At 73.6% G+C, this 15,926-nt stretch carries 10 protein-coding genes; 7 read left to right on the forward strand and 3 right to left on the reverse strand.

All coding sequences use genetic code 11. The features are described from left to right. Positions 1 to 24: 24 nt before the first annotated feature. From E5N76_RS16750 to E5N76_RS16760, 3 genes are read right to left on the reverse strand one after another with little or no spacing between them, the layout of a single operon-like run. The gene (locus E5N76_RS16750; protein ID WP_149538458.1) at positions 25 to 1,173 is read right to left on the reverse strand and encodes a P-loop NTPase family protein; all 1,149 of its coding nucleotides are present in this window, start codon (positions 1,171 to 1,173) and stop codon (positions 25 to 27) included. After that, positions 1,170 to 2,708 carry an XrtA system polysaccharide chain length determinant gene (locus tag E5N76_RS16755; protein ID WP_149538459.1) on the reverse strand — a complete coding sequence of 513 codons (1,539 nt, stop codon included), beginning with the start codon at positions 2,706 to 2,708 and terminating at the stop codon, positions 1,170 to 1,172. Before E5N76_RS16755 ends, E5N76_RS16750 begins: the two co-directional genes overlap by 4 nt. Positions 2,709 to 2,712: 4 nt before the next feature. Then, on the reverse strand, positions 2,713 to 3,441 hold the full coding sequence (locus tag E5N76_RS16760) for an XrtA/PEP-CTERM system exopolysaccharide export protein (RefSeq protein ID WP_235907737.1): 729 nt from the start codon (positions 3,439 to 3,441) through the stop codon (positions 2,713 to 2,715). Positions 3,442 to 4,008: 567 nt separating this feature from the next. On the opposite strand from E5N76_RS16760, the gene E5N76_RS16765 reads away from it, so the two are divergent. The 7 genes from E5N76_RS16765 to ihfB all read left to right on the forward strand — a co-directional run bounded on the left by E5N76_RS16765 (position 4,009) and on the right by ihfB (position 15,923). Then, the gene (locus E5N76_RS16765) at positions 4,009 to 5,349 is read left to right on the forward strand and encodes an exopolysaccharide biosynthesis polyprenyl glycosylphosphotransferase (RefSeq protein WP_235907738.1); all 1,341 of its coding nucleotides are present in this window, start codon (positions 4,009 to 4,011) and stop codon (positions 5,347 to 5,349) included. A gap of 43 nt (positions 5,350 to 5,392) precedes the next feature. Further along, entirely contained in the window at positions 5,393 to 7,489 is a 2,097-nt protein-coding gene (locus E5N76_RS16770; protein WP_235907739.1) for an ATP-binding protein, read from the forward strand. Then, the gene (gene prsR, locus E5N76_RS16775) at positions 7,486 to 8,883 is read left to right on the forward strand and encodes a PEP-CTERM-box response regulator transcription factor (protein ID WP_149538461.1); all 1,398 of its coding nucleotides are present in this window, start codon (positions 7,486 to 7,488) and stop codon (positions 8,881 to 8,883) included. The genes E5N76_RS16770 and prsR overlap by 4 nt, the downstream gene beginning before the upstream one ends. Positions 8,884 to 9,028: 145 nt before the next feature. Then, the gene (prsT, locus tag E5N76_RS16780; RefSeq protein ID WP_187830215.1) at positions 9,029 to 11,848 is read left to right on the forward strand and encodes an XrtA/PEP-CTERM system TPR-repeat protein PrsT; all 2,820 of its coding nucleotides are present in this window, start codon (positions 9,029 to 9,031) and stop codon (positions 11,846 to 11,848) included. 733 nt (positions 11,849 to 12,581) lie between these two features. Next, positions 12,582 to 14,300, forward strand: a complete 1,719-nt coding sequence (gene rpsA, locus E5N76_RS16785) for a 30S ribosomal protein S1 (protein ID WP_149538463.1) — start codon at positions 12,582 to 12,584, stop codon at positions 14,298 to 14,300. Positions 14,301 to 14,669: 369 nt separating this feature from the next. Next, positions 14,670 to 15,584, forward strand: coding sequence for a signal peptide peptidase SppA (sppA, locus tag E5N76_RS16790; protein WP_149538464.1), 915 nt, complete (start codon positions 14,670 to 14,672; stop codon positions 15,582 to 15,584). 21 nt (positions 15,585 to 15,605) lie between these two features. Next, positions 15,606 to 15,923 (forward strand): integration host factor subunit beta, encoded by a 318-nt coding sequence (gene ihfB / locus E5N76_RS16795; RefSeq protein WP_149538465.1) that lies wholly within the window; start codon positions 15,606 to 15,608, stop codon positions 15,921 to 15,923. The last annotated feature ends 3 nt before the right edge of the window (positions 15,924 to 15,926 follow it).

Genomic DNA, 15,926 nt, shown 5'->3' on the forward strand with positions numbered 1-15,926 from the left:
ACCGGACCGACCGGGAGCGGCATCTCAGCCCCCGGGCCTCAGGCCGTAGGAGCCATAGACATCATAGGCGCCATAGGCGCCGAAGCTGTCATTGCTCATCATCCGGGTCTGGTTCAGCACGAGCTGCAGGCTGGGGCAGGCCTCCACCAGGTCGAGCGCTGCCTCCACCTCATCCCGCTGGGTGCGTTCGGCCTGCACCACCATCACCACCTGGCCGACCGCCGGCGCCAGGTTCGAAGGATCGCTGGTGGAGAGGCAGGGCGGGCTGTCCAGCACGAAGACATGCTGCGGCAGGGCGGCGGAGAGGCGCAGCAGCATGGCCACCACCCCGGCGCCGGGCGGCAATTCGGAACCGCCCGCGGCCGGGCCATAGGGCAGGATAGAAAGCCGCGGCAGCTCGGTGGGGATCGGCAGGGTTTCCGGCGCCAGGCCGGGATCGGCGGCCAGGGCCCGCACCCCCGGCTGGTCCGCCAGGCCGAGCAATTCGGAGAGGGAGCCGCGCTTGCCGTCCATATCCACCAGCACGGCGGGGCGGCCGCCGCCGGTGGCAATGCTGGCGGCGAGGTTGAGGGCGGTGAAGGTCTTGCCCTCCCCCGGCCGGGCGCTGGTGATGAGGATGGCGCGGGCGCAGCGCCCCTCCGCTTCCGGCGTCGAGCGCAGGGTGCGCAGCACCTGGTGCTGCACCACGTTCATCTCTTCGGAGGCCCGGTTGCGCTCCGCCCCGCCCGGGGCGACCACGAGGCCGGCGCGGCGGATGGTCTCGAGGCTCACCGGCTCGGGCGCGGCCGGGGCCTCGCCGGCATCCACCGATGGCAGCGTGGGGGCTTCGGCGGCGCCTGTGCCGGCGATACCTGTGCTGGCGATACCTGTGCCGGCGATACCTGCCCCGGCGACGCCGGCCCCGGCGGCCAGGCCGTCCCCCGCGATGGCCTCCCCTGCAACAGCGCCCCCGGCGAGGGCGTCGCCGCCCCCGGCAGCACCGGTCGTGGCGCTGCCGGGCCGGGCGGCGCTGCCGGGGGCGGCACCGCCGCGCGGCGGGGCGAGGGCCGCCCCGCCCGGCGCGGCGCCGCCCGGCGTGGCCGGGCTGCCGCCGGCGCGCAGCAGCGTGCCGGCACCACCCAGTGCTTCCATGGCGCGCTCGACCAGATGGGAGCGGGTCTTCGGGTCGCTCACGCCAGGATCCTCGCCACCAGGGAGGGGAGCCGGGCCATCACCTTCGGCCCGACCGACAGCACCGCGCCATAGGTCAGCAGCAGCAGCCCGAGGCTGCCGGCGAAGCTCAGCCGCGCCACGGTGGGGGAGGCGGGGGCGAGGGTGGAGGAGACGCTGCCGAGCACCGGCAGGCCGAGCTGGCGGAGGTCGTGCAGCGTGTAGAAGCCGCGGTCGAACTGCACCAGCAGCAGGGCGAGCCCGGCCCCGGCCCCGAGCCCGAGGGCGAGCACGGCGGAGGCGAGAAGGAAGCGGTTCGGCCCGGTCGGCAGGCTCGGCACCATGGGCGGGTCCACGATTTCCAGCCGCACCCGGTCGGTGCCGCTGCGGGCGGCGCCGGCGATCTGCACCGCCTCCCGCCGCGCCAGCAGCTCCTCGTAATTCCGCCGCAGCACGTTGTAGTCGCGATCGAGGTTCTGGTACTGCGCCTGAAGCTGCGGCGCGCCGCGGGCAATCGCCTCCAGCCGCTCCACCTGCTGCTCCTCCTCCTGCACCCGGCGCTCGCGGGAGGCGATCTCGGCATCCATCTCGATCAGCCGCAGCTTCATCTGCTCATAGACCGGGTTGGGCCTGGTGGTCTGGGTGCCGCCGCCGCCGCGGGACGGGGCGCCGCCGGTGCCGGAGGCGCGCAGCTCGGCCAGGGCGGTGCGGGCGGCGATGACGTCCGGGTGCTGCTCGGTGAAGCGCAGGCGCAGCTCGCGCAGCAGGCGCTCGCCCTCGGCGATGCGGCTTTCCGCCGGCGGGCCGCCGGCGGCCTCGGCCGCGGTCAGCGTCTGCGGCAGGGATTGGAGCTGCGGCTTCATCAGATCCCGCCGCACCACCAGATCCTGCAGCTCCCCACGCAGCCGCAGCAGGGAGGCGCGGGCGGCCTCCATCCGGCTGACGCCGCCGAGCGAATCCTGCGGCAGCAAATCGATGTAGCGGGCACGGAATTCGGCGCGGCGCCGCTCCGCCTCGCGGAGCTGGGTCTCGTAGCTGGCAATCTGCTGGGCGACGAAGGCGCGGGCATTCTCCATCGCCTGCCGGTCGTTGCTGCTGGCGGATTCGATGAAGATGGTCAGCAGGGTCTGCACCACGTCGCGCGCCAGGCGCGGGTCGCGGTCGGTGTAGGAGATGGTGAAGAGGTTGCGGGTCTGGGTGGTGATGCGGACATCCCGCGCCAGGCGCTGCAGCAGCGCTTCCCGCGCTGCCACGCTGTTGACCCGCAGGTCCAGGTCGGTGCGGGCGATCACCCGTTCCAGATTGGGCTGGCTCAGCAGGGTGCGCTGCAGGATGTCCACCTGGTTGGCCGGGGCGTTGTCCACCGCGATGCCGCGCAGGAGCTGGCCGAGGATCATGTCCGCATCGGCGTAGAGCCGGGCGGTGGCGCGGTACTGGTCCGGCAGGTTGGAGACGGCGGCCCAGCCGAGGGCGCAGATGGCCCAGGCGAGCAGCATGGCCTTCCAGCGGTGCCGCCAGCCGGATTTGGCGAAGCGGCGGGCCTGGGTGAGGAGCTGCATCGGCTCAGAACCAGCTCTGCGGGATGACCAGCGTATCGCCCGGCCGCATCGGCATGTCCTGGGAGATGTCGCCGTCCCGCAGCAGGTCCGAGAGCCGGAGGCGGATGTTCTGCGCCTGGCCGTCCGGGCCGCGGCGGACGATCTCCGCCCGGTTGCCGGCGGCGTAGCGGGTGAGGCCGCCGACCTCGATCAGCACGTCGAGCACCGACATGCCTTCCCGGTAGGGGATGGCCTTGGGCTGCGCCGCCTCGCCGATGATGCGGATCTGCCGGCTGGTGGGGCCGATGAAGGACCGCACCATGACAGTCACGTTCGGCTCCCGCACATATTCCTTCAGCTTCTCCTCGATCACCTTGGCGAGCTGGGAGGGGGTGCGGCCGGCCGCCTCGATATCCGGCACCAGGGGGAGGGAGAGCCTGCCATCCGGCCGCACCGGCAGCTCGGCGCTGAGTTCGGGCGAGCGGTAGACGAAGATGGAGAGGTTGTCCCCGGGGCCGATCACGTAATCCGGGGCCGGGGTGGCCGTGGTGCCGGATTGCCCGGTGCCCGCCTGTGCCGCGCCGGCGGCCCCGGGGCCGCCGGCCGGTGGCGCGGCGCAGGCGCCGAGGCCGAGCAGCAGGGCCAGCATGGCCAGGCCGGCCGGCCCTGGCGGCAGCAGGCGCCGCCGCGCCGCTGCCCGCCGCGCCGCCACCCCGGGCTGCGCCCCGCCGGGCTCCACACTGTCGAACGTCACGCTGCCCGACGTCGCACCGCCCGACGTCACGCCGCCCGACGTCACGCTGCCGGCCTGCGCCCTGCCGGCCCATGCCACGCCGGGCCACGCCATCCCGGGCCACGCCGCCAAACGCTGCGCCACCATTCCTAGCTCTCCTTTGGCGCGCATGGCGCCGCCGCGACCGGTCCGCGACAGCATGCAGCCCAGTTCTTGAGATGGCGTGAAGCTAGGGGGAACCTAACCCTTCCGCAACATCCAAATAATAACACTTTGCTAAATTTCCACTATGTTCCGGCAGCGGATGAGTCCGTCTGGCGCCAGCCATTGACGCAGGATTGTGACCGGAATACCGGCCTTGCCGCGGGAACCGCAGCGGCTCACCAGCCAGGTTTCACAAAAATTTGAGAATCCGACCAGACGGCTTCGGCCCCAGGGGTTGCGCCGCCCGCGGCGCAATTACGACGACGATCCCGCTCCAACTCTTATATTGAAAACTTTTCTCAAAGAGTGGACATAGCCGGCAGACGCAAACGGATCGTTAACGACGCGGCCGCCCCAGCGGCCGCGGGAGCAGGGATGCCAGCCATGACCACCCTTTTCGGGCACAGCATCCGTTCCGAGCTGCTCATCCTCTACGTCGTCGAATCCCTCGCCTGCTTCCTCGCCATCTACCTCCTCCTCACCTGGAGCATCCCCCCCGCCGGCCCGCCGCTCGACCAGGGCGCCGGCCTCGCCCTCGCCATCCTCCTCGCCCTCGCCGCCGGCCTCGTCGCCGGCGCCAGCGGCCTCTACCAGCCGCAGATCTGGTCGCGCGGCCGCCGCCTGCTGCGCGGCAGCCTGGTCGCCGGCCTGCTGCTGCTGCTGCTGGCCTGGCCGCTGCTGCACCTGTTCCACGCCGTCAGCCCGGAAACCCGGCTGCGCGGCCTGGCCGAGCTGGGCCTCGCCTTCTTCCTCGTCATCCACGCCACCCGCCTCGGCTTCGCCGCCCTCGCCCGTTCCGGCCTGCTCCGCCGCCGCCTCGTCCTGGTGCGGGACGGGGAGGCGCCGGCCCGCCCGCTGGACCCGGCCGAGCCGGGCTTCGAGATCGCCTTCGCGCTTCGCCCCGGCCAGGGCCTGGCCGCCGAGCTGGCGCCGGACCGGCTCCGCGCCGGCCGGGTCTGGGCGGTGGTGGCGCCGGACCCGGCGCTGCTGCCCGCCCCCGTCCGCCATGGCTGCGAGGCCGCCGGCGTGCATGTCTTCTCCACCGCCGAGCTGCGCGAGCGGCATCTCGCCCGGCTGGACATCGACAATCTGCCGGAGGATTGGGCCGCCGGCACCCGCGCCGCCCGCGAGGGCTGCGTCGAGGCGGCGCTGCGCCGCGCCTTCGACATCGCCATCGCCCTCTTCCTGGTGGCCTTCACCTTGCCGGTGCTGCTCTGCACCGCGCTGGCCATCAAGCTCGACACCCGCGGCCCGGTGCTCTACCGGCAGGAGCGCGTCGGGCGCGGCGGCAAGGTCTTCAAGCTGTTCAAATTCCGCAGCATGGTGGTGGATGCGGAGGCGGGCGGCGCCCCGGTCTGGGCCAGCAAGCGGGACCCCCGCGTCACCCGCGTCGGCCGCATCATCCGCCTCACCCGCATCGACGAGGTCCCGCAGGTGCTGAACGTGCTGCGCGGCGACATGGCCCTGGTCGGCCCACGGCCGGAACGGCCCGCCTTCGTCGCGCAGCTCACCCGCCTCATCCCGCATTACGGCGACCGCGCCCTGGTCCGCCCCGGCATCACCGGTTGGGCCCAGGTAAACTTTCCTTACGGCGCGTCGGTCGAGGATGCGCGCATGAAGCTCGCCTACGACCTCTACTATCTCGGCCGCCGCAGCCTGTTCCTCGACCTGCTGATCCTGGTCGCCACGGTCCGCGTGGTGCTGTTCCAGGAAGGCTCCCGATGAGCAGGCTGCCGGCGGGCCCGGCCGGCGGCGGCCCGAAGCTGCCGTGACCGTGGCCGCATCGGTGGTGCTGCATGGCGGCTCGGCCGCCATCTGCCTCGCCTGGACCCTGCTGATCCTCGCCGCCGCGCGCGGGCCTGCCGCCTGGCTGCTGGCCGCCGCCTGCGGCAGCGCCGGGCTGTGGGCCGCCGCCGTGGCGCTGGTGCCGGACACCCCGCTCACCGGCCCGGCCGGGGTGATGGAGGTGCTGCGCGACGCCGCCTGGGGCCTGCTGCTGCTGCGGCTGCAGGCCCGCATCGCCGGCGGCACCCCGCCCCTGCTCCGCCGCCTCGCCTGGCTCGGTGCCGGCTTCGCCCTGCTGGCCCTGGCCGGGCTGCTGCCGGAGCTGCTGCTGCGGCAGCCCGTCCCGCCCGGCCTCGCCGGCGCCGCCGGGCTGGCCCGCATCGGCCTTGCCCTCACCGTCGTGCTGCTGGCGGAGAATCTCTACCGCAACGCCGATGAGGCGCTGCGCTGGCATGTGAACCTGCCGGCCATCGCGCTGGGCGGCCTGGCCGCCTTCGATGTCCTGCTCTTCGTCGGCGCCAGCTTTTCCGGCGGGGTTCCCGGCCCGCTGCTGGATGCCCGGGCGGCGCTCGCCGCCCTCTCCGCCCCGCTGCTCGCCGTGGCCGCGGTGCGGGACGGGCGTTGGCGGCGGGACCTGCCGGTCTCCCGCCGCGTCGCCTTCCATGGCGCCACCCTGGTCGTCGCCGGCGCCTGCATGCTGCTGGCCGGCGCGGCCGGGGAGGCGATGCGCCACCTGGACGAGCGCTGGGGGGAGGCGGGCCGGGCCGTGCTGCTGGCCGGCGCGCTGATGGCGCTGGCCGTCGCCCTCTCCTCGGCCTCCATGCGCTCCCGCCTCCGCCGCCTCGTCGTCGACCATTTCTTCACCGCCCGCTACGACTATCGCCAGGAATGGCTCCGCTGCGTCGACATCCTCTTCGGCCCGGACGGCGCTGCCCCGGCCGAAAGCCGGGCGATCCGCGCCATTGCCGATGCGGTGGACAGCCCGGGCGGGGTGCTGCTGCTGGCCGAGGGGGAAGGGCAGGAAGGGGCGGAGGCACGGCTGCGCTGGGCGGGGTCCTGGAACATGCCGCCGCTCGCCGCGCCGGTGGTGCTGCCGGCGCCGCTGGCCGCCGCCCAGGCGGCGGGGGAGGTCTTCCGCTTCGAGGCCGCGACGCCGCCGGTGCTCGCCGGCCTCGGGCCGCTCTGGCTGGCGGTGCCGCTGCCGCATCACCGCAACGGGCCGGGGAGCGGGTCAGCGGGCGGACCGGCGGGCGCAGCCGTCGGGCTGGTGCTGCTGGCCCCGCCCCGCGCCGCCTTTCCCCTGGACCGGGAGGTGTTCGAGCTGCTGCGGACCCTGGGCCGGGAGGTCGCCCTCTTCCTCGCCGAGCGTGCGGCGGCGCAGCGCCTGGCCGAGCAGCGCCAGCTCCAGGACCTCGCCCGCCGCTTCGCCTTCGTCGCGCATGACGTGAAGACCGTGTCCAGCCAGCTCAGCCTGCTCCTCGCCAATGCCGAGGCGAATATCCAGGACCCGGAGTTCCAGCGCGACATGCTGCTGACCGTCCGCGCCTCCGCCGACCGGATCAACGCCCTGATCGCCCGGCTGCGCCAGCCGGAGGAGGCGGCGGCGGCGCCCGAGCTGCTCTGGCCGGAGGCGCGGCTGCGCGCCCTGCTGGCCGCCCGGCCGCACCCGGTGGCGCTGACCGTCGCCGGCGCCGCCGGCCCCGCCGCCATGGCGCCGGAGGAATTCGACGCCGCCTTCGGCCATCTGCTGAACAACGCCGCCGAGGCCTCGCCGCCGGGCGATCCGGTGCGGGTCACGCTCAGCGCCGCGCCCGGCCGGGTGGTGGTGGAGATCGCCGATGCCGGCCCCGGCATGACGCCCGAATTCATCCGCGACGAGCTGTTCCGCCCGCTCAGCACCTCGAAGCCCGGCGGCTCCGGCATCGGCGCCTGGCAGGCGCGGGAGCTGCTGCGCGAGGCGGGCGGGGAGCTGCTGGTCGAAAGCCGGCCGGGCGCCGGCACCACCATGCGGCTGGTCCTGCCGGCCGCCCACGGACCATATGCCGGGGCGCCGGCGCCGGCCGAGGAGGCGCGCGCGTGAACAAGCCGAAGCTGCTGATCGTCGAGGATGATCCGGGCCTTGCCGCGCAGTATCGCTGGGCCTTTCCCGCCTGCCGCGTGCTGCTGGCCGGGGACCGCGCCGCCGCCGAGCAGGCGGTGCGGCGGGAACAGCCCGCCGTGGTGCTGCTCGATCTCGGCCTGCCGCCGGATGCGGAGGACGTGGCGGAGGGCTTCGCCACGCTGGAGATGCTGCGGGCGGTCAATCCCTGGCTGCCGGTCGTCGTCGCCTCCGGCCAGGGGCAGAAGGAGAATGCGCTGCGCGCCATCGCCCTCGGCGCCTATGATTTCCACGAGAAGCCGGTCGATCTCGCGGTGCTGCGCACCATCATCGACCGGGCGCTGCGGCTGCGCGAGCTGGAGGAGGAGAATCGCCGCCTCGCCGCCGCCCCCGGGCCATCCCCCATCCGCGGCATCGTCACCGCCGATGACGGCATGCTGAAGGTCTGCCGCACGGTGGAACGGCTGGGCGGCGTCGCTGTCCCCGTGCTGCTGCTGGGGGAAAGCGGCACCGGCAAGGAAGCCCTGGCCCGCGCCCTGCACGAGATGGGCCCGCGGGCGGCAAAGCCCTTCGTTGCGCTGAACTGCGCCGCGATTCCGGAAAACCTGCTGGAAAGCGAGCTGTTCGGCCATGAGAAGGGCGCCTTCACCGGCGCCGTCGCCCGCGTCATCGGCAAGATCGAGGGCGCCAGTGGCGGCACCCTCTTCCTCGACGAGATCGGCGAGATGCCGGTCAGCCTGCAGGCCAAGCTGCTGCGCTTCCTGCAGGACCAGGTGATCGAGCGGGTGGGCGGCCGGCAGCAGATCCGCGTCGATGTCCGCGTCGTCTCCGCCACCAACCAGCCGCTCGAGGCGCAGATCGAGACCGGGCGCTTCCGCGGCGACCTGCTCTACCGGCTGAACTCCGTCACCGTCCGCATCCCGCCGCTGCGCGAGAGGGGGACGGATTCCGTGCTGCTGGCACGGCTGTTCCTCGCGCGCTTCTCCCGAGAATTCGGCCGCAAGCTGCGCGGGCTGGATGCCGCGGCGGCGGAGGCGATCGCCGCCCATCGCTGGCCGGGCAATGTGCGGGAGCTGGAGAACCGCATCCGCCGCGCCGCGCTGATGGCGGACGGCCAGCTCGTCACCACCGCCGATCTGGAACTGGCCCCGGCCGCGGGGGCGGAGGAGACGAAGCCGGACCTGGATTTGCGCGCCGCCCGGCTGCGGGCGGAGCGGGACACCATCGAACGGGCCCTGGCGCGCAGCAATGGCAGCCTCGCCACCGCGGCCAGGCTGCTCGGCGTCAGCCGGCCGACGCTTTACGGGCTGCTGGAAACCCATGGCCTCGGCGCCAGCCTGCCGCGCGCGGCAGAGGGGGCGGCGGATGCGGGGTAGCGGAAAGGCCGGCGGGGAGGGGCGCGCGGGCGGCCCTGCGCCGCGCTGCATCGTCACAAACCCGGGCTTGTCAGGACATCGGCTTCCCCCGCCTATGCCGCGCCGGCCGGCCGGCGACCCACCCTGCCGTAGCGGAGAATTCAGCATGGCACCGCCCACCCCGACCCGCCGCCACGCCCGCTGGCCCCTGCTGCTGGCCGGGCTGCTGAGCGCCGGCCTCGCCGCCGCCCCCGCCGCCGCCCAGCCGCTGGAACGCGCCCGCGCCGCCCAGGCCCGCGGCGACATGCGCGCGGCGCAGATCGAGCTGCGCAACGCCGTCCGCCAGGAGCCGAATTCCGCCGCCCTGCGCGCCGCCCTCGCCCAGCTCAGCCTTGACATCGGCGATGCCGACACGGCGGAGAAGGAAGCCAGGGCGGCAATGGAGCGGGGCTTCGACCCGGCCGCTGGCACCGCCATCGTCATGCGCGCCTACCTCCAGCGCACCCGCTTCCAGGAGCTGCTGCGGGATTTCCCGATGCCGCCGGACGGCACCCCGCCCGCCCTGGCCGGGGAGGTGGCGGCGCACCGCGCCTTCGCCCTGCTGGCGACGCGGGAGGTGGAGCAGGCGAAGGCGGCGGTCGCCGAGGCGCTGCGCCTCGCCCCCGGCTCCGCCCAGGCGCATCTCGCCGCTTCCAGCCTGGCCCTGGCGCAGAACGACAGGCCGGGGGCGATGGCGGCGATCGAGCGCAGTCTGGCGATCGACCCCGATCTGCCGGAAGGCCTGCTGCGCCGCGCCGCCCTGCTGTTCGACCGTGGCGACCATGCGGAGGCGGTGGCGACGCTCGACCGGCTGCTGGCGAAATGGCCGGCCCAGGTGCAGGGCCGCCTGCTGCGCGCCGAGGTGCGGCTGCGCGCCGACGACCTGCCGGCGGCGAGGCAGGATGTGGAGGCGGTGCTGCGCGCCGTCGGCAACAACCCGGGCGCCCTTTACCTCCGCGCCGTGCTGGCGACGCGGGAGCGCGACTGGCGCGGGGCGGATGAGTCGCTGCAGCGCCTCGGCGCCGGCGTGGGGAATTTTCCGGAAGGCTTCCTGGTGCTGGCGACGGTGAAGCGGGCGCTGGGGCAGAACGCCCAGGCGCTGGACGCCGCCGGGCGCTACGCCGCGCGGCGGCCGGAAGATCCGCGCGGCGCCAAGCTGCTGGCGGTGATGGAGATGGAGGCCGGCCGGCCGGACGGCGCCATCGGCGCGCTGGAGCGGCTGCTGCAGCGCGGCGCGGTGGATGCGGAGGCGCTGGACATGCTGGGCCGTGCCCGGGTGGCGGCGGGCCGGCCGCGGGAAGGCGCCCAGGCCTTCGCCCGCGCCGCCGAGCTGGCGCCGGCGGATGCCGGCATCCGTACCCGCCTGGCTGCGGCGCGGCTGGCCGCGGGCGACACCGACGGCACCGCCGCGGCGGCGGAGGATGCGCTGCGCCTCGCCCCGTCCCAGGCCGGGGCGCGGGAGATGCTGATGCTGGCCGCCCTCGGCCGCGGCGACCTGGCAGCCGCCGAGGGGGAGCTGGCCCAGCTCGGGCCGGAGGCGCGGGCGGCCGAGGTGCCGGCCACCGTCGCCGCCATGATCAGGCTGGCCCGGCTGCAGACCGCCGAGGCGCGGGCCGGCTTCGAGGATGTGCTGAAGCGCTTCCCGGAGAGCATCGGCGCCCGGGTGGGGCTGGCCCGCACCCTGATGGCGCAGGGCGTGGAGGGCGAGCCGGAGCGGCTGCTGGGCGAGGTGCTGCAGCGCCAGCCGAATCATGGCGAGGCGATTTCCCGGCTGCTGGCGCTGACCGGCGCCGGTGGCTCCCGCGCCCCGGCGGCGCGGCAGGTGCTGCAGCGGGCCCAGGCCGCGGCGCCGGGGGAGCCCGCCCTGGCGCTGGCCATGGCCCAGGTGCTGCGGAACGCCAATGATGCCGCCGGCGCCGCTGCGCTGCTGGACGGCCCGGCGCTGCGGGTCCCGGGCCGTGGCGTGGCCCTGCCGCTCGCCCGGTCTCAGGCCTATGCGGCGGCGGAGAAATGGCCGGAGGCGGAGGCCGCTGCCCGCGCCGCCCTGGCCGAGGATGCCAGCAGCGCCCCGGCGCGGCGCCAATTGGCGGCGCTGCTGGCCCGTGGCGGGGATGCCCAGGGCGCCGAGGCGCTGCTGCAGGAAGGGCTGCGCAGCCAGCCGCGGGATGCGCTGCTGCAGCAGGGGCTGATCGGGCTGGTGAACGAGGCCCGCGGCGCCGAGGCGGCGCTGGCGCTGGCCGACCGCATGGGGCAGGACCCGGGGATGCAGCCGAACGCCCGGCTGCTGAAGCCGGAGCTGCTGCTGAGCCTGCGCCGCCCGCTGGAAGCGGCCCAGGCCTATGCCGCGCAGCTTGCCGCCGTGCCATCCGCCAGCCTGGTATTGCGCACCGCCGGCGCCTGGATGGCCGCCGGCCGGCCGGTGGATGCCGAGGCGGTGCTGACGCAATGGCTGCAGCGCGAGCCGGGCGAGGTGGAGGTGCTGAACCTGCTGGCGCAGATCGACATCGCGGCGGGGCGGACGGAGCTGGCGGAACACCGGCTGAGCGCGGCCCTGCAACGGGCGCCGAACAACAGCGTGGCGATGAACAACCTGGCCTGGCTGCTGGCGCAGCAGGACAGCCCGGAGGCGGTCGCGCGGGCGCGGGAGCTGGCGGAGCGCGCCTATTTCCTGCTGCCGACGCCGGAGACCGCCGATACCCTGGGCTGGGTGCTGACCCGGCAGGGCGAGGCGCGGCGCGCGGTGCCGCTGCTGCGGGCCGCCGTCGCGGTCAGCCGGCGCGGCCCGGCCCAGGATGCCGGCGGCATTTACCGCCTGGCCTTCGCGCTGAAGGAGGCGGGGGACAAGGTGGAGGCGAAGCGGCTGGTCGATCTGCTGCTGGACCGCATCCCGGCCTTCCCCGAGCGGGCCGAGGCCGAGCGGCTGCGGGGCGAGCTTCTTTCGCCATGAGCTTCGTTCCCCACGACGTCGCTGTGCGCCGCCATGGGGGCACGGCCTCGCCCCGGGCGGGCGCTGTGCGCCGCCATGGGGCCCATGAAGGGCTGAATGGCCGGGACCTCGCACAGCCTGCCGCGGCAAAGCCGCGGCAGGGCAACGGGCGGCGCAGGTGATTGCGGGGGCTGGCTGCCGCCACCGCAACGGCCGTTCCGGCCGGGCGCGGACATGCGCGCTCGACCTCATCGAGCGTACCTCAAGGTCCAGCCCTGGTGCCGATGCCGGGTCAAGCAACTGTGTCGGCGGTCCAGGGTGAATGGGATTTGGCGATGGCGTTGAGGTGATGAGGAGGCGTCGCATGCAGGCGATGCGCCGGAGGCGCACCGCGCTCCGCGCGGCGACGTCCTTGACCGGACATCGGCACCATGGCCCGCGCGAATGGCCGCCTTCGGCCAGCGGCGATAGACGGGGGGCCTGGAGCACCCGGCGCAATGCTGCGCCGCGGCAGGGGTTTTTTCCGCTTGACCCAAGCGCGTCAAAGGATTAGCGACTCCGCCGGCGGCATGTAACCGCCACGCCCGCCCCCAGGCGGGCCGGGATGGGACGGGCCGTGACACCGCCCAGCAATCCGGGTCCCTCGGCACCTTTCGCAGCCCGCCGGACCAAGCCGTGCCCGCGTCAGGCGGGGGCGCAAGACACTGACCCGCTCTTTACCGAAGGGCGGGCCCTTCCAGGAACCAGAGACCGCATGGCATCCGCCACAACCCTCGCGCATGACGCGGGGACCGAAGACTTTGCCGCCCTCCTCGACGCCACCCTCGGCCCCGATACCGGCTTCGCCGGCTCCGTGGTCTCCGGCCGGGTCATCCGCGTGGATGACGATTTCGCCGTCGTCGATGTCGGGCTGAAGAGCGAGGGGCGCGTCCCCCTCAAGGAATTCGCCCCGCAGGGGCAGAAGCCGGAAGTGAAGCCCGGCGACGTCATCGAACTCTTCGTCGAGCGCTATGAGGACCGGGACGGCTCCATCGTCCTGTCGCGCGAGAAGGCGCGGCGCGAGGAGGCCTGGACCAACCTCGAAAAGGCCTACCAGGCCAACCAGCGCGTCAACGGCGTGATCTTCGGCCGGGTCAAGGGTGGCTTCACCGTCGATCTCGGCGGTGCGGTGGCCTTCCTCCCGGGCTCCCAGGTCGATATCCGCCCGGTGCGCGATGTCGGGCCGCTGATGGGCAGCCCGCAGCCCTTCCAGATCCTCAAGATGGACCGCGCCCGCGGCAACATCGTGGTCAGCCGCCGCGCTGTCCTCGAGGAGACCCGTGCGGAGCAGCGCTCCGAGCTGATCCAGGGCCTGAAGGAGGGCATGATCCTCGACGGCGTGGTGAAGAACATCACCGACTACGGCGCCTTCGTCGACCTCGGCGGCGTGGACGGGCTGCTACACGTCACCGACATCGCCTGGCGCCGCATCAACCACCCGTCCGAGGCCCTGACCATCGGCCAGCCGGTGAAGGTGCAGGTCATCCGCTTCAACTCGGAGACCCAGCGCATCAGCCTCGGCATGAAGCAGCTCATGTCCGACCCGTGGGATGGCGTCGCCATCAAATACCCGGTCGGCGCCAAGTTCAGCGGCCGCGTCACCAACATCACCGACTACGGCGCCTTCGTGGAGCTGGAGCCGGGGGTCGAGGGCCTGGTCCACGTCTCCGAGATGAGCTGGACCAAGAAGAACGTCCATCCGGGCAAGATCGTCGCCACCTCCCAGGAAGTGGACGTGATGATCCTCGATGTGGACGAGCCGAAGCGCCGCATCTCGCTCGGCCTGAAGCAGGCCCAGGGCAACCCCTGGGAGCTGTTCCTCGAGGCCCATCCGCCGGGCTCCGAGGTCGAGGGCGAGATCCGGAACATCACCGAATTCGGCCTCTTCATCGGGATCGGCCCGGATATCGACGGCATGGTGCACATGTCCGACATCTCCTGGGACGAGGCCGGCGAGGCGGCCATGGCCCATTACGAGAAGGGCCAGGTGGTCAAGGCCAAGGTGCTGGATGTTGACGTCGAGAAGGAGCGCATCTCCCTCGGCATCAAGCAGCTCCAGGCGGATCCGGCGGCCGAGGTGCTGGACAAGGTCAAGAAGAACGACATCGTCACCTGCGTCGTCACCGCCGTGCAGGCGAATGGCATCGAGGTGAAGGTGGAGGATGTGCTGACCGGCTTCATCCGCCGCGCCGAGCTGGCCCGCGACCGCGGCGACCAGCGCCCCGAGAAATTCGCGGTGGGCGAGAAGGTGGATGCCAAGGTCGTCGCCGTGGACCGCGCTGCCCGCCGGCTCTCCCTGACCATCAAGGGCAAGGAGATCGAGGAGGAGCGCGAGGCGATGAAGGAGTACGGCTCGACCGACTCCGGCGCGTCGCTGGGCGACATCCTGGGTGCCGCCATCCGCCGCCGCCGCGAGATGGCCGGCGAGGAATAAGCCGGGCGCCCTTCGGGGGCCTGGGGAAGCGGCCGGCGGGGCGACCCGCCGGCCGTTTTTCGTTTGGGAGAAGTGGCTGCTTGCTTACTGGTGTCCCGATTCCGCAGTCCTGCGGACGTCGTTCTCGGGCCACTGGCTTGTGTTTTCAGCGGCCTGCTTGTTTGCGCCATGCGCGGTGGGGCGATCCGGGTCATCACGCTCCGGAGGACGAGGCGGAATGAAAGAGAGCACTACCAGGCGCCGCCGGGGTCCGGGGCCCTCCCCGGCGGGCGTTGGCGCCGCTGCCGCCGGCGGGGCCCGGGGCGAAGCGCCCAGCCGTTGCCCTTGGCCCCCCGCCACCCAACATCCCGCCGAAACGCCGGAACCCGCATGTCCCTCGATGCCGACCTGCTGATCGACCGCCGCCGCCTGAAGCGCCGCCTCGCCTTCTGGCGCACCCTGGCCGTCCTGCTGCTGCTCGCCGGCGTCCTCGCCGTCGCCGCCCGCCAGGCGAACCTTCCCTTCCCCTCCCGGGACCATGTCGCCCGCCTTGCCGTCCAGGGCTTCATCGGCGATGACCGCAAGCTGTTCGAGGCGCTGGAGGCGCTGGGCGAGGACCGTTCCACCCGCGCCCTCATCCTCGCCATCGACAGCCCCGGCGGCAGCGTCGGCGGCGGGGAGGCGCTGTACGGCGCGCTGAACCGCCTCCGCGAGAAGAAGCCCGTCGTTGCCGTCATGCGCGGCACCGCCGCCTCCGCCGCCTATATGGCCGCGCTGGGGACGGACCGGATCTTCGCCCGGGATTCCACCGTCACCGGCTCCATCGGCGTGCTGCTGCAATCGGTCGAGGCCTCGGAGCTCGCCGCCCGGCTCGGCATCCGCGGCGAGACCATCGTCTCCGGCCCGCTGAAGGACCAGCCCAACCCCCTCCACCCCCTCAGCCCGGAGGGGCGCGCCGCCCTGCAGGCGGTGGTGCAGGACATGTACGAGCAGTTCCTCGCCAAGGTTATCGCCGCCCGCCGCCTGCCGGAGCCCAAGGCCCGGGCGCTGGCCGATGGCCGCGTCTTCACCGGCCGCCAGGCCCTGGCGGAAGGGCTGATCGACGCCATCGGCGGGGAGGCCGAGGCCCGCGCCTGGCTGGCCGCCGAGCGCCAGGTGCCGGCCGAGCTGCCGGTGCGGGAGGTGGAGACCCGCGGCCCCGCCCAGCGCCTGTTCGGCGCCCTGTTCCATGGATTGTGGAAAACCGTGATTTCAGAATGGGTTGGCGTTGACGGGCCGCGCCTGCTCTGGCAGCTTCCCCGGTGAGGGAGATTGGGGACGGGCGCCATGACGAAGAGCGAGCTGATCGCGCAATTGGCGGCGGAGAATCCGCATCTGCGCCAGCCGGATATCGAGCTGATCGTGGCGACGATCTTCGAGGAAATCACCGCGGCCCTGGCGCGCGGGGATCGGGTGGAGCTGCGCGGCTTCGGCGCCTTCTCCGCCAAGCAGCGGGACCCGCGCACCGGCCGCAACCCGCGCACCGGGGCGGCCGTGCCGGTGGCCGGCAAGGCCGTGCCCTATTTCAAGCCGGGGAAGGAGCTGCGGGAGCGGGTGAATGGCGGTGAACCGCAGGCGCCCCTGCGCGCCCGGGCGGCGGAGTAGCGC

This window comes from Siccirubricoccus phaeus, assembly GCF_008360935.1.
In the GTDB taxonomy this organism is placed as follows: Bacteria; Pseudomonadota; Alphaproteobacteria; order Acetobacterales; family Acetobacteraceae; genus Siccirubricoccus; species Siccirubricoccus phaeus.

What these genes read in the sequence shown, in the direction of transcription:
- E5N76_RS16755 (WP_149538459.1), bottom strand. Translation starts at nt 2,708, where the DNA reads ATGCAGCTCCTCACCCAGGCCCGCCGCTTCGCCAAATCCGGCTGGCGG.
- E5N76_RS16765 (WP_235907738.1), top strand. Translation starts at nt 4,009, where the DNA reads ATGACCACCCTTTTCGGGCACAGCATCCGTTCCGAGCTGCTCATCCTC.
- prsT (WP_187830215.1), top strand. Translation starts at nt 9,029, where the DNA reads ATGGCACCGCCCACCCCGACCCGCCGCCACGCCCGCTGGCCCCTGCTG.
- rpsA (WP_149538463.1), top strand. Translation starts at nt 12,582, where the DNA reads ATGGCATCCGCCACAACCCTCGCGCATGACGCGGGGACCGAAGACTTT.
- sppA (WP_149538464.1), top strand. Translation starts at nt 14,670, where the DNA reads ATGTCCCTCGATGCCGACCTGCTGATCGACCGCCGCCGCCTGAAGCGC.
- ihfB (WP_149538465.1), top strand. Translation starts at nt 15,606, where the DNA reads ATGACGAAGAGCGAGCTGATCGCGCAATTGGCGGCGGAGAATCCGCAT.